Below are 22,750 nucleotides of genomic sequence, written 5' to 3' on the forward strand. Positions count from 1 at the left end.
TCAGGCGGCATTCTTGAGTTTCGGGTCCAGCGCATCGCGCAGGCCGTCGCCCATCAGGTTGATTGCCAGCACGCTGAGCAAAATGGTCAAGCCAGGCAGGCTCACGACCCACCAGGCGCGTTCGATGTAGTCGCGAGCCGAAGCCAGCATGGTGCCCCACTCAGGGGTTGGCGGTTGTACACCAAGGCCGAGGAAGCCTAACGCTGCGGCATCGAGAATCGCCGAGGAAAAGCTCAAGGTCGCCTGGACGATCAACGGTGCCATGCAGTTAGGCAGCACGGTGATGAACATCAGGCGTGGCAGGCCGGCGCCAGCGAGGCGGGCGGCGGTCACGTAGTCGCGGTGCAGTTCGCCCATCACTGCGGCGCGAGTCAGGCGGACATAGGACGGCAGGGACACGATGGCAATGGCGATCACGGTGTTGATCAAGCCAGGGCCAAGGATGGCGACAATGGCTACGGCCAGCAGCAGCGACGGCAGGGCGAGCATGATGTCCATCAAACGCATGATGGTCGGGCCCAGCAGGCGCGGGAAGAACCCGGCGAACAGCCCCATCAGGATCCCTGGGATCAGCGACATCACGACCGACGACAAGCCGATCAGCAAGGACAGGCGCGAACCCTGGATCAAGCGGGACAGCAAGTCACGGCCCAGTTCGTCGGTGCCCAGCAGGAACTGGATCTGCCCACCTTCGAGCCACGATGGCGGGGTCAGCAGGAAGTCACGGTACTGCTCGCTCGGGTTGTGCGGTGCGACCCAAGGGGCGAACAGCGCGCAGAACACGATCACGATCATGAACATCAGGCCGGCGACGGCGCCCTTGTTCTGGGAGAAGGCTTGCCAGAATTCTTTGTACGGGGACGGATACAGCAGGCTTTGATCGACTGCTACCGATGGAGTTGGTGTGCTCATGGTCATGATCTCAGCGCTGGTGACGGATGCGTGGGTTGGCGAAGCCGTAGAGGATGTCCACTACGAAGTTCACCATAATCACCAGGCAGGCGATTAACAGGATGCCGTTTTGCACCACGGGATAGTCCCGTGCGCCAATGGCTTCGATCAGCCATTTGCCGATGCCGGGCCAGGAAAAGATGGTTTCGGTCAGGACCGCACCGGCCAGCAGGGTGCCGACTTGCAGGCCGACCACCGTCAGTACCGGGATCAGCGCGTTGCGCAGGCCGTGGACGAACACTACGCGCGCCGGCGACAGGCCTTTGGCCCTGGCGGTACGGATGTAGTCTTCGCGCAGCACTTCAAGCATCGAGGAGCGAGTCATCCGCGCGATCACCGCCAGCGGGATGGTGCCGAGCACGATGGCCGGCAGGATCAGGTGGTGCAGGGCGTCCCAGAACGCATCCGGTTCGTCCGCCAGCAGGGTGTCGATCAGCATGAAGCCGGTGCGCGGCTCGATGTCGTAGAGCAGGTCGATACGCCCGGAAACCGGGGTCCAGCCCAGGCTCACCGAGAAGAACATGATCAGGATCAGGCCCCACCAGAAGATTGGCATCGAATATCCCGCGAGGGAGATGCCCATCACCCCGTGGTCGAACAGGGACCCTCGCTTCAAGGCCGCGATCACCCCGGCTAAAAGCCCAAGGATGCCGGCGAACAACAGGGCGGCCAGGGACAGTTCCAGGGTCGCAGGGAATAGGGCGGAGAACTCGGTCCACACGCTGGTACGGGTGCGCAGGGATTCGCCAAGGTCGCCTTGGGCGAGTTTGCCGACGTAGTCCAGGTATTGCGCATACAGCGGTTTATTCAAACCAAGGCGTTCCATTGCCTGAGCGTGCATTTCGGGGTCGACTCGTCGCTCGCCCATCATGACTTCCACGGGATCGCCAGGAATCATGCGAATCAACGCGAAAGTCAGCAAGGTGATGCCGAAGAACGTGGGGATCAACAACCCCAATCGGCGGGCAATAAAACTAAACATCTTGTTGTGTACCTCAATCAGCCGGTTAGGCAGGTTCGGCACCGTTAATATCGACGGTGCCGAGCGTTTCTCTTATTTACTTCACCAGGGTGGTGGCGAAGTTATTTGTAGTCAGAGGGCTTTGAACAAAACCTTCGACGTTCTTGCGCATGGCGGTGAACATTTTCGGGTAAGCCATGGGAATCCATGGTTGGTCCTTGGCGAAAACGTCCAGTGCTTGTTCATAGAGTGCAGCCCGTGCCGCCGGCTCAGTGCCTGCGCGGGCCTTGTCGATCAAGTCTTGAAACTCCTGGTTACACCAGCGTGCGTAGTTTTCGCCGTTTTTCGCTGCTTCGCAACTCAGGTTTGGAGTGAGGAAGTTGTCCGGGTCGCCGTTATCACCTGCCCAGCCGGCCGACATCAGGTCATGTTCGCCGGCTTTGGAGCGTTTGAGCATCTCGCCCCACTCAAAAACGCGGATGTCGATCTTCAGGCCGATACGCGCCAGGTCCGACTGCATCATCTGCGCGCCGAGCAATGGGTTGGGATTGGTCGGGCCGCCGCCGTTGCGGGTGAACAGTGTCAGCACGGTGCCTTCAGGCACGCCAGCTTCCTTGAGTAAGGCGCGGGCCTTATCCAGCTCTGCGGGCGTGCGGGGAGGGTTTTTCAGTTTGTCGCTGAAGCCCAGCAGCGTGTTTGGGTAAGGCCCCGTGCCGACCACGGCGTTGCCTTTGCCATACAGCGCGTCGGTGTAGGCCTCTTTATCGAACGCAATGTTGATTGCGTGACGCACGCGCGCGTCGCTCAGGTATTTGTGGGTAGTGTTCATGGCGGTGTAGCTGGTGGTCATGGCCGCCAGTTCCGCGACTTTCAGGTTCGGGTCGGCCTTGGCATTCGGGACGTCATCGGGCTTGGGGTACAGCGCGATCTGGCACTCGTTGGCCTTGAGCTTTTGCAGGCGCACGTTGCTGTCGGTGGTGATGGCCAGGATCAGCGGGTCGGCCGGTGGCTTGCCACGGAAGTACTCCGGGTTGGCTTTGAAGCGCACCTGGGCGTCCTTGGCGTAGCGAGTAAAGATGAACGGCCCGGTGCCGATCGGCTTGCTGTTGAGGTCGGCGGTCTTGTCGGCCTTGAGCAGTTGGTCGGCGTATTCGGCGGAGTGAATCGAAGAGAAGGCCATGGCAATGTCAGCCAGGAACGGTGCTTCACGGCGGGTCAGGGTGAAGACCACGGTATGGTCGTCAGTCTTCTCTACGCTTTTGAGCAGATCCTTGAAACCCATGCTTTCGAAGTACGGATAACCCACGTTGGACTTGTTATGCCAAGGGTGTTTCGGGTCCAGCTGACGCTGGAAGCTCCAAAGCACGTCGTCGGCATTCATGTTGCGCGTGGGTTTGAAGTAGTCGGTGGTGTGGAACTTGATGTCGTCACGCAGGTGGAACGTGTAGGTCAGCCCATCAGCGCTGATTTCCGGCAGGTCTTTGGCGAGCGCCGGTATCACTTCGGTGGTGCCGGGCTTGAAGTCCACCAGGCGGTTGAACATGGTTTCAGCCGCGGCGTCAGCGGTGACGGCCGTGGTGTACAGGACCGGGTCGAAACCTTCCGGGCTGGCTTCGGTGCAGACCACCAGCGGTTTGGCCGAAACGCCGATCGCAACGCTCAACAGCGCAGCGGCAACGGCGGCTTGTAGCGGGAGCATTTTCATTCAGAGCCCTCCTGCAATCGATGGGACCAGACAAGCGTAAACGGCGGGCTCTTCGTGAGCCCGCCGTCGACCTGGTGCTAATTAGAGAATGTTGAACGGGATGGTGGTGACCAGACGGAACTCTTTGATGCTGCCGTCGGACTGGAACTCGCTGCCGCGGTGCTCAACGTAGGTCGCACGCACAGTAGTGGCCTTGAGCGCGCCGCTCTGAATGGCGTAAGAGGCGCCTACACCGTATTCCTGGTGTTTCTCGCCGTCTTGCTTCTGGATACCGTCGTAGGCGAATTTGGCCCGGCCACCGTTGCCGGTGTAGTGGGTGCCGTCGATGTCCCAGCCGCGTGCTGAGTAGGCGTTGAATTTCAGGCCTGGCACGCCGTATTCGGCCATGTTGATACCGTAGGCAATCTGGAAGGATTTCTCGTTCGGACCGTTGAAGTCGGACGTCAGGGAGTTGGCCAGGTAGATGCCGTTGGTTTCGTGCAGGTAGTCGAAGTACTCGTTACCGTTCACTTGCTGGTAGGAGAAGGTCAGGCTGTGAGCCTGGTGAGCCAGGCCCAGGGACAGGGAGAAGGTATCGTTGTCGATTTCCCCCATCTCTTTTTTGCCTTCATCGACGGTTTTGTAGTAATTGAAACCGGTGGTCAGCGCCAGTTGCTGAGCGTCCCCCAACTCGTGGGTTGCGCCGAAGTAGTACTGGTTCCAGAAGTCCTTCACGTTGGCGGCGAAGAAGCTGGTTTTCAGGCTTTTCAGCGGCTGGTAGTTGGCACCCAAGGTGTAGACCTTGTCGCTTTCTGCGCCATTGCCGTATTCGGTACGGAATTTCGACAGGCTCTGTTCGGTACGTGGCGATACGCGGTCAAACACGCCGCCCTGGAACGACAGGTTGCTGAACTCTTCGCTGTTGAAGCTCACACCTTCGAAGCTCGAAGGCAGCGCACGGTTGCCGATGGTGTCGACGATGCCGCTGCTGAAGTTCTGGCGACCGGCGGTCAGCGTGGTGTTGGACACACGGAACTGCACGTTGGCCAGGCCCAGTTTGCTCCACTGGTCTACGGCGTTGCCGTCGGAGTCAGCCAGGGTACGGTTGGAACCGCCCTTGATGTCACGCTTGCTGCGGTCCAAGACCAGCGCGTTGTAGACGGCCAATTCGGTTTTGACGCCTACAGTGCCCTGGGTGAAACCCGAGCTGGCGTTGATGATGGTGCCCTGTACCCAGTTAGTACGGTTACGGTCGGTCAGGGTTTGACCATGCTTCTGGTATTCGAAGGTGCCCCCACGGTATTTGTGCTCGTTGGAGTACCAGTTGCGCGTGCTGCCGCCCAGGCTGAAGTCTTCGACAAAGCCTTTGGCCTCGCTTTGGGCGCTGGTGCCGGCCAGTGTGGTTGGAACGAAGTCCTGGCTTACAGGTTCAGCGTAGGCCGTGGCCGTGATGCTGCTGATGGCCAGGGCCAGTAGCGCGGTGCTGCTCAGTTTCATGGGTGAAGCTCCTTTGGTTCTCTTTTTTTGATGCCGGTCTTTTTAGGTGAACCGGCTATTGGGTGTGGAACTCGTTCAAGCCTTGCAAACGTTTGCCGAAGGGAAAAACCCGAATTCAGGCTGCACGTTTGCTGGAGAGCCACTTTCGCTCTCCACAATCCGGTTAGTTTCTTATGGGGTAATGCTGACGCCCGAGAACACGTTGCGGCCGAAGGGGCTCACCTTGAAACCTTCAACTTTGGCGCTTAACGGCTGGTTGACCGTCGAGTGGGCGACTGGCGTGATCGGCACCTGTGCTTTAAGCAGTTGCTGCGCCTGTTTGTACAGAACAGTCCTTTGTTCGCGGTCGGTAACGACCTTGGCTTGCTTGATCAGCTTGTCGTACGCCGGGTCACACCACATGGAGTAGTTGTTCCCGCCGATGGCGTCACAGCTGTAGAGGGTGCCCAGCCAGTTGTCCGGGTCACCGTTGTCGCCGGTCCAGCCAATCAGGCTGACATCGTGTTCGCCATTCTTGGTGCGCTTGATGTACTCGCCCCATTCATAGCTGACGATCTTGACCTTGAGGCCGATCTTCGCCCAGTCACTCTGCAGCATTTCTGCCATCAGCTTGGCGTTGGGGTTGTACGGGCGTTGCACTGGCATCGCCCATAGGGTGATCTCGGTGCCTTCCTTGACGCCGGCGGCCTTGAGCAACTCCTTGGCTTTTTCCGGGTTGTAGGCGGCGTCCTTGATGGTGTCGTCGTAGGACCATTGGGTCGGCGGCATGGCATTGACGGCCAGTTGGCCTGCGCCCTGGTACACCGCATTGAGAATGCTCTGCTTGTTCACCGCCATGTCCATGGCCTGGCGTACTTCGAGTTGGTCGAAAGGCTTGTGCTGCACGTTATAGGCGATGTAGCCGAGGTTGAAGCCAGGTTTGGTCAGCAGTTGCAGTTTCGGGTCGGCCTTGAGGGCGTCTACATCGGCTGGCCGCGGATGCAGAGTGATCTGGCATTCGTTGGCCTTGAGTTTTTGCACCCGCACCGACGCATCGGTGTTGATGGCGAAAATCAGTTGGTCGAGCTTGACCCGGCTCGGGTCCCAGTACTGTTTGTTGCCGGTGTAGCGGATCTGCGAGTCTTTTTGATAGCGCTGGAACACGAACGGCCCGGTGCCGATCGGCTTCTGGTTGATCTCGCTGGGCTTGCCGATCTTGAGCAAATGGTCGGCGTATTCGGCCGAGAGGATCGAGGCGAAACTCATGGCGATGTTCTGGATAAACGCGGCGTCTACCGTATTCAGGGTCATGACCACGGTCAGCGGGTCGGTTTTCTCGACCTTGGCGATGTTCTTGTTCAGGCTCATCCCGTTGAAGTACGGAAACTCGGTGGGGTAGGCCTTGCGGAACGGGTATTCGGGGTCAAGCATGCGATTGAAGGTGAACAGCACGTCGTCGGCGTTGAAGTCACGCGTCGGCTTGAAGTCCTTGTTGCTGTGGAACTTGACGCCTTCACGCAGATGGAAGGTGTAGGTAAGGCCGTCCGGCGAAATATCCCACTTGGTTGCCAGCCCCGGTACTACGTTGGTGGCGCCTTTCTCGAACTCGGCCAAGCGGTTGTAAAGCGGTTCGGCGGCATCGTTGTCCGTGGCGGTGGTGTATTGCGCGGTATCAAACCCGGCCGGGCTGCCTTCGGAGCAAAACACTAGGCTCTTCTTGTCGGCGGCCTGGCCCATCGAGGCGATGGCCAACAGGCTGGTACCCAATATTGCGGATAGAACGGTTGTATGGCGCATGACGGTCCCTAATCCTTGTTTATTGTTGTCGTCAGTGAGCAATTGCCGTGCCCGTCAGGACATGGAAACAACACTGATCTTCGTTCAGCAGCTGCCCTACAGGTACTACGCCTCTGCCCTTGCGCGACGTTATGGGTCGGCAGTTGAGCAGTAAATGCGGCAAACCTGACAGACCTTGTAGGAATGGGACGGTACATTCGCAGTTCGATGCCGTAGGACGGCGGCGAGTGCGTTTGTAGTTCCATTTCAGCGGTCTTGGCGGATGCAATAACGGCGACGTTATGCAACGTCGCCGCCAGAGCTCCTTACTTGCTGATGCTCACCCCGTAGAAGGAATTCAAGCCAAATGGGCTGATCTTGAAATCCTGCACGGTGGTGCGCATGGGTTGATACACCGTCGAGTGCGCGATAGGTGTCATCGGGACTGCATCTTTGAGGATGTGCTGCGCCTGCTTGTACAGTTCGGTGCGCTTGGCGACGTCGGAAGTGGACTTGGCTTCCTTGACGATGCCGTCAAATTTCTTGTCGCACCATTTGGAGAAGTTGTTGCCGGCCAGGGAATCGCAGCCGAACAGCACGTTCAGCCAGTTGTCCGGGTCACCATTGTCGCCGCTCCAGCCAATGATCATGGCCTGGTTCTCGCCGCCTTTGGAACGCTTGATGTACTCGCCCCATTCGTAGCTGACGATGTTGACCTTCAGGCCGATCTTGGCCCAGTCGCTCTGTAGCATTTCAGCCATCAGCTTGGCGTTCGGGTTGTACGGACGCTGGACCGGCATGGCCCACAGGGTAATGGCGGTGCCTTCCTTGACGCCGGCTTCCTTGAGCAGCGCCTTGGCTTTCTCAGGGTCGTACTTGGCGTCCTTGATGGTGTCGTCATAGGACCATTGGGTTGGCGGCATGGCGTTGACCGCCAGTTGGCCTGCGCCCTGGTACACGGAGTCGATGATTTGCTGCTTGTTGACCGACATGTCCATGGCCTGACGGACTTTCAGGTTGGCCAGTGGGTTCTGGTCAGTCTGGCCCTTGAGCACCGGCATGACGTTGTAGGCGATGTAGCCCAGGTTGAAACCGGCCTGGTGCGGCAGTTTCAAGAACTTGTCTTCGCCCAGAGCCTTGAGGTCGGCCGGACGCGGGAAGAGGGTGACCTGGCATTCATTTTTCTTGAGCTTCTGGATGCGCACCGACGGGTCGGTGGTGATGGCGAAGATCAGGTTGTCGATCTTGACGTCTTCAGGCTTCCAGTAGTCCTTGTTGCCGGTGTAGCGGATGTTGGAGTCTTTCTGGTAACTCTTGAACACGAACGGACCAGTGCCGACTGGCTTCTGGTTGATGTCCTGGGCCTTGCCTTCCTTCAATAGTTGGGCGGCGTATTCTGCCGACTGTACGGAGGCGAAGCTCATGGCCAGGTTCTGGATGAAAGCCGCGTCCACGGTGCCAAGGGTGAACTTGACGGTGTGGTCATCGACTTTCTCGATGTTCTTGATGTTGGTGTCCATCCCCATGTCCGTGAAGTACGGGAACTCGGTGGGGTAGGCTTTACGGAACGGATCATCCTTGTTGATCATCCGGTTGAACGTGAACAGTACGTCGTCAGCCGTGAACTCACGAGTTGGCTTGAAGTACGAGGTGGTATGGAACTTGACGCCTTCGCGAAGGTGGAAGGTATAAGTCAGACCATCCGGGGAAACGTCCCAAGTGGTGGCCAGACCAGGAACAACGGCGGTGCCGCCGCGCTCAAACTGGGTCAGGCGGTTGAACATGGTTTCGGCCGAGGCATCGAAGTCTGTTCCGGTGGTGTACTGGCCTGGATCAAAACCGGCCGGGCTCCCTTCGGAGCAGAACACCAGGTTAGTCGCCGCTTGGGCGAAAGGTGCAGCGGCCATTAAACCGGCGCTGACTAAAAACGGAATGACTGCGTGTTTAAGCATGTTGGCCTCATGATTTGTTGTCATTTTTGGTAGTGAGGGCGACCTCGTGAGTCGACCTGCGGATACTTATGCAGGGCCCATACCCAATGCAAGATGCAGAGAGGCTACAAGGGCTAAAGAGTGGTACGAGCGTACAGGAATGTCGCATTGATGTAAGTCTTGACACGTTTCGGCATGTTGGAGGGGTTTTTTCGGTGCGTTAGGCGCACCAAATAGGCCCAATCGAGGCGTCTGACGCACCCGATTGGAGCATGGCTGTTACTTATTTAAACCCACACCGTAGAAAGGCGTCAGGCCAAACGGACTGATCTTGAAATCCAGGACTTCCTTTCGAAGGGGCTGGAAAACCGTCGAGTTTGCGATAGGTGTTATAGGTACTTGTTCTTTAAGTATTTTCTGCGCTTGTTGATACCACTTGATGCGCTCGTCACGGTCACTGCTGACCTTGGCCTTCTGCACCAGTTTGTCGTACTGCGGGTTACACCATTTTGCGTAGTTGCTGCCCTTGACCGCAGCACAACTGTAGAGCACGCCGAGCCAGTTATCCGGGTCACCATTGTCGCCGGTCCAGCCGTAGATCATCACGTCGTGCTCGCCGTTTTTTGCCCGTTTGATGTACTCGCCCCATTCATAGCTGACGATATTGGCGGTGATCCCGACCTTGGCCCAATCCTGTTGGATCATCTGTGCCGACATCCGCGCATTCGGGTTGGAGGCTCGCTGTACAGTCATCGCCCACAAATTGATGGTGGTACCAGGTGCAACCCCTGCTTCTTTTAGTAGCGCGCGAGCCTTGGCTGGATCGTAGGGCGCGTCCTTGATAGACGGGTCATAAGACCACTGGGCAGGCGGCAGGGCGTTCTGCGCCAATTGTCCGGCGCTTTGGTAGACGGCCTTGATAATCGCTGGTTTATCGATGGCCATGTCCAGTGCCTGGCGCACCTTGAGCTGGTCCAGGGGCGGATGGGTCACGTTGTAGGCAAGAAAACCCAGGTTGAAGCCCGCTTGTTGAAGTACCCGCAAGCTGGGGTCTTGTTTCATCACTTCGATATCGGAGGGGCGTGGATAACCGCTGACCTGGCATTCGCCGGCCTTGAGTTTCTGCAGGCGCACGGCGGCATCCGGGGTAATGGAGAACACCAGATTGTCGAGCTTCACATCCTCGGGCTTCCAATATTGCTTATTGGCGCTGTAGCGAATCTGCGAATCCTTCTGGTAGCGCTTGAACACAAACGGCCCAGTACCGATGGGCTTCTGGTTGATGTCGGCGGCCTTGCCTTGCTTGAGCAACTGCGCCGCGTATTCGGCGGACTGCACCGAGGCGAAGCTCATGGCCAGGTTCTGCACGAACGAGGCATCAACGTTGTTGAGGCTGAAGCGCACGGTGTGCTCATCGAGCTTTTCGACACTTTTGATGGTGGTGTTCAGGCCCATGTCGGTGAAGTAAGGCGACTCAGACGGATAGGCTTTGCGAAACGGGCTGCCGGCATCCAGCAACCGCTGGAAGGTAAACAGCACATCGTCAGCGTTGAAGTCGCGGGTTGGGGTGAAGTAGTCGGTGGTATGGAACTTGACTCCTTCGCGCAGGTGGAAGGTGTAGGTCAGCCCGTCCGGGGACACGTCCCAGCGTGTGGCCAGGCCTGGCTCGACTTGCGTACCCCCGCGCTTGAACTGGGTAAGCCGGTTGAACACGGTTTCGGCGGAGGCATCGAAATCGGTGCCGCTGGTGTATTGGCTGGGGTCGAAGCCGGCGGGGCTGGCTTCGGAGCAGTACACCAGGGTGGTTGCAGCTTGGGCCATTGGCATAAACGCCAGCAGGCCGGCAGCGAGGAGCAGCGGTTTAAAGGCGATTCTTTCCATGGAGACCCCTGAAATGGCAGGTACAAACTGCCCAAACGAAAACGGCGGTCACCGAGGTTACCGCCGTTCAGGTTCATCAGGTAGGGGTCAAGGCATCGAGACTTCGATCACGCCATCCGCGCTCATGCTGACCTGGCTGGTGCCGGCCTCGACTTCAGGTGTAGGCGCCGAATCCATGGCCGCTGCTTTCATCATCATGCCGCCACGCGCATACGGTTGTGGATAACCATTGGTGTTGAAGTTCAGGTTGACGATCTTGTAGCCCTTGCCACCCAGTGCGTCGGTGGCCAGTTGGGCACGGGCCTTGAACGCGGCAACGGCTTCTTTCAGAAGGGCGTCTTCGCTGGCCTTGCGGGTCGGGTTGGCGATGGCGAAGTCCATGCTGTCCATTTTCAGGTTGGTCAGCATCTCGCCGGTCAGCTTCGACAAGGCAGCAAAGTCCGAACTTTCCATGCGCAGTTCGGCGCGTTCACGCCAGCCGGTGATCTTCTGGTTCTTGTTGTCGTAGATTGGGTAGCTGTTGCGGCTGCCCTGACGCAGGGTGACGCCTTTGACTTCGCGCGCCTGGGCCAGCGCCTTGTTCATGGTGGTGGTGATTTCGGCGGCCAACTTGCCCGGGTCGGTGTTCTGCGACTCGGTGTAGAGCGTGACGATCATCTGGTCACGGGCCACTTCCTGGCTGACTTCGGCACGCAGGGAAATCTGGTTGTAATGCAGCTCATCGGCGGCCAGTACGGGCAGGCTGGCAAGGGTGCTGGCGCTGAGGGTAATAGCGGCGGCACTGCGAGTGAAACGTGACATGGAAGCTCCTTGGGGGGTGATCGTATTCGGTAAGACTGTAGACGGTCCGTTCGGGTTCAGCGGGTTACACATTCTCTACAACTTTCAGGGGCGCCGACGAACGGTCAACTCACCCGGCTCGTTCGTTAAAGATGATCTGCGTCAAAGGGCCACACGCTCGCTGACTGTACTGTTGCTTCGTTTATACTCGATCCGATCCGCCTGGAGCGCTCATCAGGAGAGCTCATGCTCGCCCCCGTACAACTAACTTCCGCCACTCGCCAGAACCTCTGGCGCCTGACGTTTATCCGCACTCTGGTGCTGGCCGCACAGGCCGGTTCGGTGGGGCTCGCCTATTGGTTCGACCTGCTGGTGCTGCCTTGGCTGCAACTGGCGGTGACCCTGGGTGTCTCCACGGTGCTGTGCGTCTTTACCGCTATTCGCCTGCGCACCACGTGGCCGGTGACCGAGCTGGAATACGCCCTGCAACTGGCGTGTGATCTGTTTATCCACAGTGTGCTGCTGTATTTCTCCGGCGGTTCCACCAACCCCTTTGTCTCTTATTACCTGGTGCCGCTGACCATCGCCGCCGTGACCTTGCCGTGGCGTTATTCGGTAGTTTTGTCTGGCATTGCGTTGACGCTTTACACCCTGCTGCTGGCGCGGTTCTACCCGTTGCAGACGTTCCCCATCGCCCGGGAAAACCTGCAGGTCTACGGCATGTGGCTGAGCTTTGCCTTGGCGGCGGCGGTGATTACGTTCTTCGCCGCGCGCATGGCCGAAGAGTTGCGCCGTCAGGAAGAGCTGCGGGCCATTCGCCGCGAAGAAGGCCTGCGTGACCAGCAGTTGCTGGCAGTTGCCACCCAGGCGGCCGGCGCGGCCCATGAGTTGGGCACGCCGTTGGCCACCATGAGCGTATTGATCAAGGAGATGCGCCAGGATCATCACGACCCGGCGTTGCAGGATGATCTGAGCGTGCTGCAGGACCAGGTCAAACTGTGCAAGCAAACCTTGCAGCAGTTGGTGCGCGCTGCCGAAGCCAACCGTCGCCTGGCGGTGGAGATGCAAGACGTCACCCAGTGGCTGGACGAAGCGCTGAACCGCTGGCACTTGATGCGTCCCGAAGCCAGTTATCGCTTCCACTTGCTGGGGCAGGGCACGGTGCCACGCATGGCGCCACCGCCAGACCTGACCCAAGCGTTATTGAACTTGCTGAACAATGCCGCCGACGCCTGCCCGGAAGGGCTGGAAGTGCAGTTGGACTGGGATTATGAAAACCTCACCATCAGCATTCGCGATCACGGCGCCGGTGTGCCGCTGGCCATTGCCGAGCAGATTGGCAAGCCATTCTTTACCACCAAGGGCAAAGGTTTCGGCCTGGGCCTATTTTTGAGCAAGGCCAGCGTGACCCGCGCTGGTGGCTCAGTGAAACTCTACAGTCATGAGGAAGGTGGCACGCTCACCGAGCTGCGCCTGCCCCGTGTCGCACGAGGAGACACCAATGAGTGACGAGATTCAAGTCGAAGGCGAAGAACTGCCGCATCTGTTGCTGGTAGATGATGACGCTACCTTTACCCGCGTGATGGCCCGCGCCATGAGCCGGCGCGGTTTTCGCGTCAGCACCGCGGGGTCGGCCGAAGAAGGCCTGGCCATCGCCGCGGCGGACCTGCCGGACTATGCCGCTCTGGACCTGAAAATGGACGGTGACTCCGGCTTGGTGCTGTTGCCCAAGCTGCTGGAACTGGACCCGGAAATGCGCGTGCTGATACTCACCGGGTATTCCAGCATCGCCACCGCCGTGGAGGCCATCAAGCGCGGGGCCTGCAATTATCTGTGCAAACCAGCGGATGCTGACGACGTGCTGGCCGCCTTGCTTTCCGAGCACGCCGACCTCGACACGTTGGTGCCGGAAAATCCGATGTCGGTGGACCGCTTGCAGTGGGAACACATCCAGCGGGTACTGACCGAGCACGAAGGCAATATCTCCGCCACGGCCCGCGCCTTGGGCATGCATCGGCGCACCCTGCAACGCAAACTGCAAAAGCGTCCGGTACGACGCTGAACGGCGGCTGAACAACTCGCTTCAGGCAGCACGGAGTCCTGGGCCGATCCTCTATGATCGGTTCAACGCCTGTCCTCTCTCTCCAGTCGAGCCTGAACGATGAATCAGAACGCTGAGTATTCTGCGGTCAACGATGCGGTGCGTGGGCAATTCTTGCGGCGGGTATGGCGACTGATCACCCCTTACTGGCGCAGTGAGGAGAAGGGCAAGGCCTGGCTCTTGTTGCTGGTGGTGTTGGGGTTATCGCTGTTCAGCGTGGCGGTCTCAGTGTGGTTCAACAGTTGGAACCGCGACTTCTACAATGCCCTGGAAAAGAAAGACTACGACGCCTTCACCCATCTGCTGATGTACTTCAGCGTGATCGCTGTAGTGGCAATTGTCACCGGCGTATTTACTTCCTATCTGCAGCAAATGCTCACCATCCGCTGGCGGCGCTGGCTTACCGAAACCTATTTCGCCAAATGGTTGAGCCAGAAGAATTACTATCACCTGGAATACGGCGGTTACACCGATAACCCCGACCAGCGTATCTCCGAAGACCTCAACGCCTTTACCAGCAGCACCCTGAGCCTGGGGCTGGGTTTTATCAGCAACCTGGTGAGCCTGGTGTCGTTTTCGGTGATTTTGTGGGGCGTGTCCGGCAGCATCGAGGTGTGGGGTATCACCATTCCCGGTTACATGTTTTGGGCGGCCTTGGTGTACGCGGTGGTAGGCAGTTGGTTGACCCACCTGATCGGTCGACGGCTGATTGGCTTGAGCAACCGGCAGCAGCGCTTCGAGGCTGACCTGCGTTTCAGTTTGGTACGTGTGCGCGAGAACGCCGAAAGCATTGCCTTGTTCAATGGCGAGCCCAATGAGCACCAGCAACTGAGCGCGCGTTTCGGGCGGGTCTGGAGCAACTTCTGGAGCATCATGCAGCTCAAGAAGCGCCTGAGTTTCTTCACCAGCGGTTATTCGCAGATCGCCATTATCTTTCCCTTCGTGGTGGCGGCGCCGCGTTACTTTGCCGGCAAAATCGAGTTGGGCGTGCTGATGCAGGTCGCCCAGGCGTTTGGCAGTGTGCAGGGCAGCCTGAGCTGGTTTGTCGACGCGTACACCGTGCTGGCCAGTTGGCGTGCCACATGTGATCGTCTGCTCAGTTTCGGCCATGCCATGGACGATAACGAAGAGCGCGTGATGGGTATCGAGTTACAGCGCCAGGGCGGCGATTTGCAGATGAGTAATCTGAGCCTGGATCTGGCGGACGGTCGTCATTTGCTTGATGGTGCCAACTTGACGGTCACGGCAGGCGATCGACTGATGCTCAGCGGTCGTTCTGGCAGCGGTAAAAGTACCTTGCTGCGGGCTATGGGCAACCTGTGGCCAAACGGCCATGGCAATATTCGCCTGCCGGCCGAGCGCTATCTGTTCCTGCCGCAAAAGCCGTATCTACCGATTGGCACTTTGCGCGAGGTGTTGAGTTATCCACAGCCTGACGGCGCCTATCCTGCTGAACGTTATGCACAGGTCCTGGAAACCTGCCGCCTGGGGCATTTGATTCCTCGCCTGGAGGAGGCCAATCATTGGCAGCGCATGCTTTCGCCGGGTGAGCAGCAGCGTTTGGCGTTTGCTCGGGCGTTGTTGTTTGAGCCGCAATGGCTGTACATGGATGAGGCCACTTCGGCGATGGACGAGGAAGATGAGGCGGCGCTGTATCAGGCGTTGATCGACCAGTTGCCGGGGTTGAGCATCGTCAGTGTCGGCCACCGCAGCAGCCTCAAGCGCTTCCATGGGCGGCATGTGCGGATCGAAGGCGGGCAGTTGCAAGAACAGGCGGTCTGAGACGCCCAACAAAAAGCCCGGCTGATCATCGATCAGCCGGGCTTTTTATATCGCTTGAAAATGACTTACTTCTTCAAGCCGTAATGCTCATCCAGCATGCCAGGGGCATTCGGCGTTTTTGGCGCGTAGTCCCGAGGTGGTTCCTGATTTTCCCGTGGAGGGGTCAGGCGTTCCCGTGGTGCTTGCACCGCATCGGGATGCAGTGCGGCCAGCAGACGCTGACGAGTGATGTCGTCCAGGGCCAGGCGGTTGGCGCCCTCGGCGAGGTGATCTTGCACTTCCTGATAGCTCTGAGTGAGCTTTTTTACCAGGGTCGCGGTGCTATTGAAGTGGGTAACCACCTCATTCTGATAACTGTCAAAACGTTCCTGAATGTCATCCAACTGACGCTGCGTGCGGTTAGGCGCCGCATTGGGCAGCAGGCGAGCAACCAGGAATCCAATGGCGACACCGGCAACCAGGGCAAGAGTCGGCAACAACCAAACTAAGAGCGAGTGTTCCACGAGTCCTTCCTCTATAAACGGCTTTGCTTTACGTTAACGGCTCGGACCTGCGCTGTATACCGCGATTAAGCTCGCAATGATGCCATGCACAGACTTTTAGCTAGACGAGTCGACCCTTTGAGAGGTCACGGAGTTCCTTCCTTGCTGATGCGTGAAACCCCCGTTTTGATCGATGGCCCGGTAGGCCAATTGGAAGCCTTGTATCTGGATCGCTCCGAGCCACGTGGCCTGGCGCTGATCTGCCACCCTAACCCGGAGCAGGGCGGCACCATGCTCAATAAAGTGGTTTCGACCCTGCAACGCACCGCCCGCGATGCCGGGTTGATCACCTTGCGCTTCAATTATCGCGGTGTCGGCGCCAGCGCCGGGACTCACGACATGGCCACCGGTGAAGTGGACGATGCCGAAGCGGCCGCCGCCTGGCTGCGTGAAAAGCATCCCGACCTGCCAATCACTCTGCTGGGGTTTTCCTTTGGCGGATTTGTTGCAGCAAGTCTCGGTGGCCGTCTGGAAGCCAAGGGCGAAAAACTTGCGCACTTGTTCATGGTGGCGGCAGCGGTCATGCGTCTACGCGATCAGGACGTGTTGCCACAGAACTGCCCATTGACCCTGATCCAGCCGGAAACCGACGAAGTGGTCGATCCACAGGCCGTCTACGACTGGTCAGCAGCCTTGAATCGCCCCCATGAGCTGCTGAAAGTGGCAGAATGCGGACACTTTTTCCATGGCAAGCTGACCGATCTCAAGGATCTGGTCCTGCCGCGCCTTTCGAATTGATAGCAGTCTGATAAGCGATTACCCATGACGACTCGTACCCGTATCCTCACCGGCATTACCACCACCGGCACGCCACACCTAGGCAACTACGCCGGCGCCATCCGCCCGGCGATCCTTGCCAGCCAGGACGCCAACGCCGACTCCTTCTACTTCCTGGCCGACTACCACGCCCTGATCAAATGCGATGACCCGCAGCGTATCCAACGCTCGCGTATGGAAATCGCCGCGACCTGGCTGGCGGGTGGCCTGGATGTAAACCGGGTGACTTTCTACCGTCAGTCCGACATCCCGGAAATTCCCGAGCTGACCTGGCTGCTGACCTGCGTCGCGGCCAAGGGCCTGCTCAACCGCGCCCACGCCTACAAGGCCTCGGCGGACAAGAACCTGGAAAACGGTGAAGACCCGGATGCCGGGATCACCATGGGTTTGTATAGCTACCCAGTGCTGATGGCTGCGGACATCCTGATGTTCAACGCCCACAAGGTGCCGGTGGGTCGTGACCAGATCCAGCACGTGGAAATGGCCCGTGATATTGGCCAGCGCTTCAATCACCTGTTTGGCAATGGCAAGGAGTTCTTCACCATGCCGGAGGCGCTGATCGAAGAAAGCGTCGCCACCTTGCCGGGCCTGGATGGCCGGAAAATGTCGAAAAGCTACGACAACACCATCCCGTTGTTCACCAGCGCCAAGGACATGAAGGACGCCATCTCGCGGATCATCACCGACTCCCGCGCGCCCGGCGAAGCCAAGGACCCGGATAATTCGCACCTGTTTACCTTGTATCAGGCGTTTGCCACCAAGGCCCAGGAAAGCGAGTTCCGTGACGAGTTGGTCAACGGCCTGGGCTGGGGCGAGGCGAAGAGCCGTCTGTTCCAGCTGTTGGACGGCCAGTTGGGCGAAGCCCGTGAGCGCTACCACCTGTTGATGTCCCGCCCTGCTGACATGGAAGACTTGCTGCTGATCGGCGCCAAGAAAGCCCGCTCCGTGGCCGCGCCGTTCCTCAGTGAGCTGCGTGAAGCTGTAGGCCTGCGTTCGTTTGTCGCCCAGGCCGCGGTTGCCGCCACCACCAAGAAGAAAGCCGTGAAAGCTGCACGCTTCGTCAGTTTTCGCGAAGACGGTAGCTTTCGCTTCCGTCTGCTGGCAGCCGATGGCGAGCAACTGTTGCTGTCGCGCAACTTTGCCGATGGCAAGGCGGCGGGTGCGGTGACCAAGCAACTGCAGTCGGGTGAAGCGTTGGACGTGCGCAGCGAGGCCACCAGCTTCAGCGTGTGGCTCGAAGACGCCTGCGTGGCTGACAGCCCGGCCTTCCCCGATGCCGCGTCGCGGGATGCCGCCATCGAAGCCTTGCGCATCGCGTTGACCCCTATCGAGGATTGACCCGACCAAGGGTTGATTGCCATTCTCCGGGGCCGTCGTTACAGTGACGGCCCGTTTTTGTTGCCTTGCTAACGAATTATGACGCCCCTAGAACGATATCAAGCTGATCTGAAACGCCCCGAATTCTTCCATGACGCCTCCCAGGAAACGGCGGTGCGTCATTTGCAGCGCTTGTACGACGATCTGGTCCAGGCCTCGGAGAACAAGCCAGGGATGTTCAGCAAGCTGTTTGGCAAGAAAGACCACGCGCCGGTCAAGGGCCTGTACTTCTGGGGCGGCGTAGGCCGTGGCAAGACCTACCTGGTGGATACTTTCTTCGAAGCGCTGCCCTTCAAGGAAAAGGTTCGGACTCACTTCCACCGCTTCATGAAGCGCGTGCACGAAGAGATGAGGACCCTGCCGGGCGAGAAAAACCCGCTGACTATCATCGCCAAACGCTTCTCCGACGAGGCGCGGGTGATCTGTTTTGATGAGTTTTTCGTTTCTGATATCACCGACGCCATGATCCTCGGCACGCTGATGGAAGAGCTGTTCAAGAACGGCGTGACCCTGGTCGCCACTTCGAACATCGTGCCTGACGGCCTGTACAAGGACGGTCTGCAGCGTGCGCGCTTCTTGCCGGCCATTGCGCTGATCAAGCAGAACACCGACATTGTCAACGTCGACAGTGGCGTTGACTATCGTTTGCGCCACCTCGAACAAGCGGAGCTGTTCCATTCTCCGCTTGACGATGCAGCCCAGGAAAGCCTGCGCAAAAGCTTCCGTGCCCTGACGCCGGAATGCACCCTGGCGGTCGAGAACGACGTACTGATGATTGAAAATCGCGAAATTCGTGCCCTGCGCACATGCGACGATGTGGCCTGGTTCGACTTCCGCGAGCTGTGCGACGGCCCCCGTAGCCAAAACGACTACATCGAGTTGGGCAAGATCTTCCACGCCGTGATCTTGAGCGGCGTCGAGCAAATGAGCGTCACCACCGACGACATTGCCCGACGCTTTATCAACATGGTCGACGAGTTCTACGACCGTAACGTCAAGCTGATCATCTCGGCCGAAGTCGAACTCAAGGACCTCTACACCGGCGGTCGCTTGAACTTCGAATTCCAACGGACGTTGAGCCGCTTGCTGGAAATGCAATCCCACGAGTTCCTGTCGCGGGCGCATAAGCCTTAAGGCGTGTGAGCGAAACATCAAAAGGCCTGCAGCGATGCGGGCCTTTTTAATGCGCTTGAAAACATTGCTGAGCAATGTGGGAGCCGGGCTCGGGTTTAGTTATGCAGCCTGCTGAAACTGCTGCCGATACTGGTTCGGCGACAGCTCCGTGTGCTGCCTGAACAACCGCGCAAAGAAGCTCGCATCGTCATAACCCACCTCGTAGCTGATGGTCTTGATGCTTTTGCGGCTGCCTGAAAGCAAACCCTTGGCGGTTTCGATGCGCAGGCGTTGCAGATAGTGCAGTGGCTTGTCGCCGGTGGCGGTCTGGAAGCGGCGCATGAAGTTGCGGATGCTCATGCCGTGTTCGCGGGAGACGTCTTCGAAGCGGAACTTGTCGCAGAAGTGTTCTTCGAGCCAGTGCTGGATCTGCAGGATGATCACGTCCTGGTGCAGTTTCTGGCCGCCGAAGCCGATGCGCCCCGGTGCGTAGCTGCGTTGTACTTCGTAGAGAATATCGCGGGCCACGGCCTGGGCGATGTTAGCGCCGCAGAAGCGTTCGATCAGGTAGATGTAGAGGTCGCATGCTGAGGTGGTGCCGCCGGCGCAGTAAAGGTTGTCGGCGTCGGTCAGGTGTTTGTCCTGATTGAGCTGGACCTTGGGAAAGCGTTCGCTGAAGGTGTTGAAAAAGCGCCAGTAGGTGGTCGCTTCCTTGCCGTCCAACAGCCCGGCTTCAGCGAGCCAGAACACCCCGGTGGCTTCGCCGCAGAGCACGGCGCCGCGGGCGTGTTGTTCACGCAGCCATGGCAGCACTTGCGGGTAGCGCTTGCACAGCGAGTCGAAGTCGTCCCAGAAGGCCGGCAGGACGATGATGTCAGCGTTTTCCAGGCCGCCGTCCACCGGCATGATCACATCGCTGAAGCTGCACACGGGCAGCCCGTCGGGGCTGACCAGGCGGGTTTCAAAGACCGACGTGAGGCCCTGGCCCAGCTGTTTGCCGTAGCGCAGGCTGGCGAGGTGGAAGAAATCCTTGGCTTGCATGAGGGTTGAAGCGAATACCCGATCAATGGCCAAAATACTGACGCGCCGTAAGGGCGTGGAGATTTGGTTAGACATAATTTCATTTATTCTTATAGGGGAAAGTGGTCACCAGACGGCTGGATCGTCTTATTTTTTGTCGCATGTGTCCAGTGTCCTGTGACGTCCGCGCAGCTTAGGCTCTGTGATCTTGTTCTTGTCTGACAATCCACGCAGGTGACCCATGATCCCCAGAACCTTGTTCAGTTCGGAACACGAACTCTTTCGCCAGAGCGTGCGAACCTTCCTCGAAAAAGACGCTGCGCCTTTCCATGGGCAATGGGAGAAGCAGGGGCACATTGATCGCAGCCTGTGGAACAAGGCGGGGGAGGCGGGGATGCTCTGCTCGCATCTGCCGGAAGAGTACGGTGGGCTGGGGGCGGACTTTCTCTACAGCACGGTGGTGATCGAAGAGATCGGTCGCCTGGGGTTGACCGGGATTGGTTTCTCGCTGCATTCGGACATCGTCGCGCCGTATATTCTGCATTACGGCAGTGAGGCGCTGAAACACAAGTACCTGCCCAAGCTGATCTCTGGGGAGATGGTTACGGCCATCGCCATGACCGAGCCAGGAGCCGGGTCCGACCTGCAAGGGGTGAAGACCACGGCGGTGCTGGATGGCGATGAGTACGTGATCAACGGCTCCAAGACCTTTATTACCAATGGTTTCCTGGCAGACCTGGTGATTGTCGTTGCCAAGACCGATCCCAAGGCCGGCGCTAAGGGCACCAGTCTGTTTCTGGTGGAGGCCAATACGCCGGGCTTCGACAAGGGTAAACGCCTGGAGAAGGTCGGTATGAAGGCCCAGGACACTTCCGAGTTATTTTTCCAGGATGTGCGCGTGCCCAAGGAAAATCTGCTGGGCCAGGCAGGGGCGGGCTTCGCTTACCTGATGCAGGAGTTGCCCCAGGAACGGTTGACGGTCGCCATTGGCGCCTTGTCATCGGCCGAAGCGGCATTGCAGTGGACTCTGGAATACACCCGCGAGCGCAAGGCGTTTGGCAAGGCAATTGCCGATTTCCAGAACACTCGCTTCAAGCTGGCAGAGATTGCCACTGAGGTGCAGATCGGCCGGGTGTTTGTCGACAAGTGCCTGGAGCTGCACCTGCAAGGCAAGCTCGACGTGCCTACAGCGGCGATGGCCAAATACTGGACCACTGACCTGCAATGCAAGGTGCTCGACGAGTGCGTGCAGCTCCACGGCGGCTACGGCTACATGTGGGAGTACCCGATTGCCCGAGCCTGGGCAGATGCGCGGGTGCAGCGGATTTATGCGGGGACCAATGAAATCATGAAGGAGATTATTGCGCGGGCGCTTTGATCTTGCGGCGTCTCTGAGGGCCTCATCGCGGGCAAGCCCGCGATGGCGATCTACCTATGTATCAAGGTGCAGGATTCGGATGATCCTTCTGAATCGCCTCGATCCCTGCCAGCACGTCATCCGACAGCTTCAGATCGAAGCTGGCAATGTTGCTGTCCAGTTGCTCCAGCGTCGTGGCGCCAATGATGTTGCTGGTCACGAACGGTTGCTGTGTCACAAAGGCCAACGCCATTTGCGCCGGGTCCAGGTCGTGTTCCCGGGCCAGTGCGACATAACGACTGCACGCCGCTTCTGACTGGGCATTGAAGTAGCGGCTGAAGCGGCTGTACAGGCTCAGGCGACTGTTTGCCGGGCGCGCGCCACCTTCGTATTTGCCGCTGAGCATGCCGAATGCCAGGGGCGAGTAGGCCAACAGGCCGCATTGTTCGCGGATGGCGATTTCTGCCATGCCCACTTCAAAGCTGCGGTTGAGCAGGTTGTAGGGGTTCTGGATTGACACGGCGCGGGTCCAGCCACGGGCCTCGGCCAGGGCCAGGAACTTCATGGTGCCCCACGGCGTTTCGTTGGACAGGCCGATGTGACGGATCTTGCCGGCCTTGACCTGCTCGTCCAGGGCCTCGAGGGTTTCTTCCAGCGGCGTCAGGTCGTCTTCTTCCTTGTGCTTGTAGCTCAGTTGCCCGAAGAAGTTGGTGCTTCGCTCTGGCCAATGCAACTGATAAAGGTCGATCCAGTCGGTCTGCAAGCGCTTGAGGCTGGTGTCCAGGGCGTCGACGATGTGCTTGCGGTTATGCTTGAGCTTGCCGTCGCGGATGTAGTCGATAGTGTTGCCAGGGCCGGCGATCTTGCTGGCCAGGACCCAGTCGGCACGGTCGCCGCGGCTTTTGAAGTAATTACCGATATAGCGCTCGGTGCTGGCGTAGGTCTCAGGCTTGGGCGGTACCGGGTACATTTCCGCTGTATCGAGAAAATTTATTCCCGCGCTCTTGGCCCGTTCAATCTGTGCAAAGGCTTCTGCCTCGCTGTTTTGCTCGCCCCAGGTCATGGTCCCGAGGCAGATCGCGCTCACGTTCAGATCGGTTCGGCCCAGCTGTCGATAATCCATCGGGTGCTCCTTCGGGGAAAACAATCATAAAAGCAGGTTGAAATTTTTTTCGCAATCTGCATAATTGCCCACCTCTTTCTGCAGTGGAAGTGATGCGCCGCCTGCCGAAGAATCTTGC

At 58.7% G+C, this 22,750-nt stretch carries 18 protein-coding genes; 7 read left to right on the plus strand and 11 right to left on the minus strand.

All coding sequences use genetic code 11. From position 1 onward, the window contains the following. The 8 genes from FQ182_RS03220 to FQ182_RS03255 form a co-directional block, all read right to left on the minus strand. Positions 1–912 (minus strand): ABC transporter permease subunit, encoded by a 912-nt coding sequence (locus tag FQ182_RS03220; RefSeq protein ID WP_133099929.1) that lies wholly within the window; start codon positions 910–912, stop codon positions 1–3. 10 nt (positions 913–922) lie between these two features. Then, entirely contained in the window at positions 923–1,933 is a 1,011-nt protein-coding gene (locus FQ182_RS03225) for an ABC transporter permease subunit (protein ID WP_149410844.1), read from the minus strand. A 76-nt stretch (positions 1,934–2,009) separates the two neighbouring features. Then, on the minus strand, positions 2,010–3,617 hold the full coding sequence (locus FQ182_RS03230; protein WP_149410845.1) for an ABC transporter substrate-binding protein: 1,608 nt from the start codon (positions 3,615–3,617) through the stop codon (positions 2,010–2,012). Between the two features lie 81 nt (positions 3,618–3,698). Next, entirely contained in the window at positions 3,699–5,093 is a 1,395-nt protein-coding gene (locus FQ182_RS03235) for an OprD family outer membrane porin (RefSeq protein WP_149410846.1), read from the minus strand. Between the two features lie 171 nt (positions 5,094–5,264). Then, positions 5,265–6,869, minus strand: coding sequence for an ABC transporter substrate-binding protein (locus FQ182_RS03240; protein WP_149410847.1), 1,605 nt, complete (start codon positions 6,867–6,869; stop codon positions 5,265–5,267). Between the two features lie 305 nt (positions 6,870–7,174). After that, positions 7,175–8,800, minus strand: coding sequence for an ABC transporter substrate-binding protein (locus FQ182_RS03245; protein ID WP_149410848.1), 1,626 nt, complete (start codon positions 8,798–8,800; stop codon positions 7,175–7,177). A gap of 258 nt (positions 8,801–9,058) precedes the next feature. After that, positions 9,059–10,660: an ABC transporter substrate-binding protein gene (locus FQ182_RS03250; protein WP_149410849.1), complete on the minus strand. Its 1,602-nt coding sequence runs from the start codon at positions 10,658–10,660 to the stop codon at positions 9,059–9,061. An 87-nt stretch (positions 10,661–10,747) separates the two neighbouring features. Further along, positions 10,748–11,461, minus strand: coding sequence for an SIMPL domain-containing protein (locus FQ182_RS03255; protein WP_149410850.1), 714 nt, complete (start codon positions 11,459–11,461; stop codon positions 10,748–10,750). 225 nt (positions 11,462–11,686) lie between these two features. Here FQ182_RS03255 and FQ182_RS03260 point away from each other — a divergent pair, with 225 nt between their 5' ends. The 3 genes from FQ182_RS03260 (at position 11,687) to FQ182_RS03270 (ending at position 15,323) form a co-directional block, all read left to right on the plus strand. Beyond that, on the plus strand, positions 11,687–12,949 hold the full coding sequence (locus FQ182_RS03260; RefSeq protein ID WP_149410851.1) for an ATP-binding protein: 1,263 nt from the start codon (positions 11,687–11,689) through the stop codon (positions 12,947–12,949). Next, positions 12,942–13,502 carry a response regulator transcription factor gene (locus FQ182_RS03265; protein WP_133099920.1) on the plus strand — a complete coding sequence of 187 codons (561 nt, stop codon included), beginning with the start codon at positions 12,942–12,944 and terminating at the stop codon, positions 13,500–13,502. The genes FQ182_RS03260 and FQ182_RS03265 overlap by 8 nt, the downstream gene beginning before the upstream one ends. Before the next feature lie 99 nt (positions 13,503–13,601). Continuing rightward, positions 13,602–15,323, plus strand: coding sequence for an ABC transporter ATP-binding protein/permease (locus FQ182_RS03270; RefSeq protein ID WP_149410852.1), 1,722 nt, complete (start codon positions 13,602–13,604; stop codon positions 15,321–15,323). A gap of 65 nt (positions 15,324–15,388) precedes the next feature. Here the strand turns inward: FQ182_RS03270 and FQ182_RS03275 are convergent, their stop codons facing one another. Then, the gene (locus FQ182_RS03275; protein WP_133099918.1) at positions 15,389–15,826 is read right to left on the minus strand and encodes a YhcB family protein; all 438 of its coding nucleotides are present in this window, start codon (positions 15,824–15,826) and stop codon (positions 15,389–15,391) included. A 147-nt stretch (positions 15,827–15,973) separates the two neighbouring features. On the opposite strand from FQ182_RS03275, the gene FQ182_RS03280 reads away from it, so the two are divergent. The 3 genes from FQ182_RS03280 (at position 15,974) to zapE (ending at position 19,153) form a co-directional block, all read left to right on the plus strand. Then, positions 15,974–16,603, plus strand: a complete 630-nt coding sequence (locus FQ182_RS03280; protein WP_149411059.1) for an alpha/beta hydrolase — start codon at positions 15,974–15,976, stop codon at positions 16,601–16,603. 24 nt (positions 16,604–16,627) lie between these two features. Then, the gene (locus FQ182_RS03285; protein WP_149410853.1) at positions 16,628–17,980 is read left to right on the plus strand and encodes a tryptophan--tRNA ligase; all 1,353 of its coding nucleotides are present in this window, start codon (positions 16,628–16,630) and stop codon (positions 17,978–17,980) included. A 78-nt stretch (positions 17,981–18,058) separates the two neighbouring features. Next, the gene (gene zapE / locus FQ182_RS03290; RefSeq protein WP_149410854.1) at positions 18,059–19,153 is read left to right on the plus strand and encodes a cell division protein ZapE; all 1,095 of its coding nucleotides are present in this window, start codon (positions 18,059–18,061) and stop codon (positions 19,151–19,153) included. Between the two features lie 99 nt (positions 19,154–19,252). Here zapE and FQ182_RS03295 read toward each other — a convergent pair whose 3' ends face one another. Continuing rightward, positions 19,253–20,173 carry a GlxA family transcriptional regulator gene (locus tag FQ182_RS03295; protein ID WP_178114385.1) on the minus strand — a complete coding sequence of 307 codons (921 nt, stop codon included), beginning with the start codon at positions 20,171–20,173 and terminating at the stop codon, positions 19,253–19,255. A gap of 220 nt (positions 20,174–20,393) precedes the next feature. On the opposite strand from FQ182_RS03295, the gene FQ182_RS03300 reads away from it, so the two are divergent. Further along, positions 20,394–21,530: an acyl-CoA dehydrogenase family protein gene (locus tag FQ182_RS03300; RefSeq protein WP_149410856.1), complete on the plus strand. Its 1,137-nt coding sequence runs from the start codon at positions 20,394–20,396 to the stop codon at positions 21,528–21,530. A 61-nt stretch (positions 21,531–21,591) separates the two neighbouring features. On the opposite strand, the gene FQ182_RS03305 is transcribed toward FQ182_RS03300, so the two are convergent. Beyond that, positions 21,592–22,632 carry an NADP(H)-dependent aldo-keto reductase gene (locus FQ182_RS03305; protein ID WP_149410857.1) on the minus strand — a complete coding sequence of 347 codons (1,041 nt, stop codon included), beginning with the start codon at positions 22,630–22,632 and terminating at the stop codon, positions 21,592–21,594. Positions 22,633–22,750: the final 118 nt, after the last annotated feature.

The organism is Pseudomonas sp. ANT_H4, assembly GCF_008369295.1.
Classification (GTDB): Bacteria; Pseudomonadota; Gammaproteobacteria; order Pseudomonadales; family Pseudomonadaceae; genus Aquipseudomonas.

Excerpts from the sequence above, each read along its gene's own strand:
- FQ182_RS03270 (WP_149410852.1), top strand. The coding sequence starts at position 13,602 with ATGAATCAGAACGCTGAGTATTCTGCGGTCAACGATGCGGTGCGTGGG.
- FQ182_RS03225 (WP_149410844.1), bottom strand. The coding sequence starts at position 1,933 with ATGTTTAGTTTTATTGCCCGCCGATTGGGGTTGTTGATCCCCACGTTC.
- zapE (WP_149410854.1), top strand. The coding sequence starts at position 18,059 with ATGACGCCCCTAGAACGATATCAAGCTGATCTGAAACGCCCCGAATTC.
- FQ182_RS03300 (WP_149410856.1), top strand. The coding sequence starts at position 20,394 with ATGATCCCCAGAACCTTGTTCAGTTCGGAACACGAACTCTTTCGCCAG.
- FQ182_RS03250 (WP_149410849.1), bottom strand. The coding sequence starts at position 10,660 with ATGGAAAGAATCGCCTTTAAACCGCTGCTCCTCGCTGCCGGCCTGCTG.
- FQ182_RS03260 (WP_149410851.1), top strand. The coding sequence starts at position 11,687 with ATGCTCGCCCCCGTACAACTAACTTCCGCCACTCGCCAGAACCTCTGG.
- FQ182_RS03295 (WP_178114385.1), bottom strand. The coding sequence starts at position 20,173 with ATGCAAGCCAAGGATTTCTTCCACCTCGCCAGCCTGCGCTACGGCAAA.
- FQ182_RS03280 (WP_149411059.1), top strand. The coding sequence starts at position 15,974 with ATGCGTGAAACCCCCGTTTTGATCGATGGCCCGGTAGGCCAATTGGAA.
- FQ182_RS03235 (WP_149410846.1), bottom strand. The coding sequence starts at position 5,093 with ATGAAACTGAGCAGCACCGCGCTACTGGCCCTGGCCATCAGCAGCATC.
- FQ182_RS03285 (WP_149410853.1), top strand. The coding sequence starts at position 16,628 with ATGACGACTCGTACCCGTATCCTCACCGGCATTACCACCACCGGCACG.
- FQ182_RS03255 (WP_149410850.1), bottom strand. The coding sequence starts at position 11,461 with ATGTCACGTTTCACTCGCAGTGCCGCCGCTATTACCCTCAGCGCCAGC.
- FQ182_RS03245 (WP_149410848.1), bottom strand. The coding sequence starts at position 8,800 with ATGCTTAAACACGCAGTCATTCCGTTTTTAGTCAGCGCCGGTTTAATG.
- FQ182_RS03265 (WP_133099920.1), top strand. The coding sequence starts at position 12,942 with ATGAGTGACGAGATTCAAGTCGAAGGCGAAGAACTGCCGCATCTGTTG.
- FQ182_RS03305 (WP_149410857.1), bottom strand. The coding sequence starts at position 22,632 with ATGGATTATCGACAGCTGGGCCGAACCGATCTGAACGTGAGCGCGATC.
- FQ182_RS03230 (WP_149410845.1), bottom strand. The coding sequence starts at position 3,617 with ATGAAAATGCTCCCGCTACAAGCCGCCGTTGCCGCTGCGCTGTTGAGC.
- FQ182_RS03240 (WP_149410847.1), bottom strand. The coding sequence starts at position 6,869 with ATGCGCCATACAACCGTTCTATCCGCAATATTGGGTACCAGCCTGTTG.
- FQ182_RS03220 (WP_133099929.1), bottom strand. The coding sequence starts at position 912 with ATGAGCACACCAACTCCATCGGTAGCAGTCGATCAAAGCCTGCTGTAT.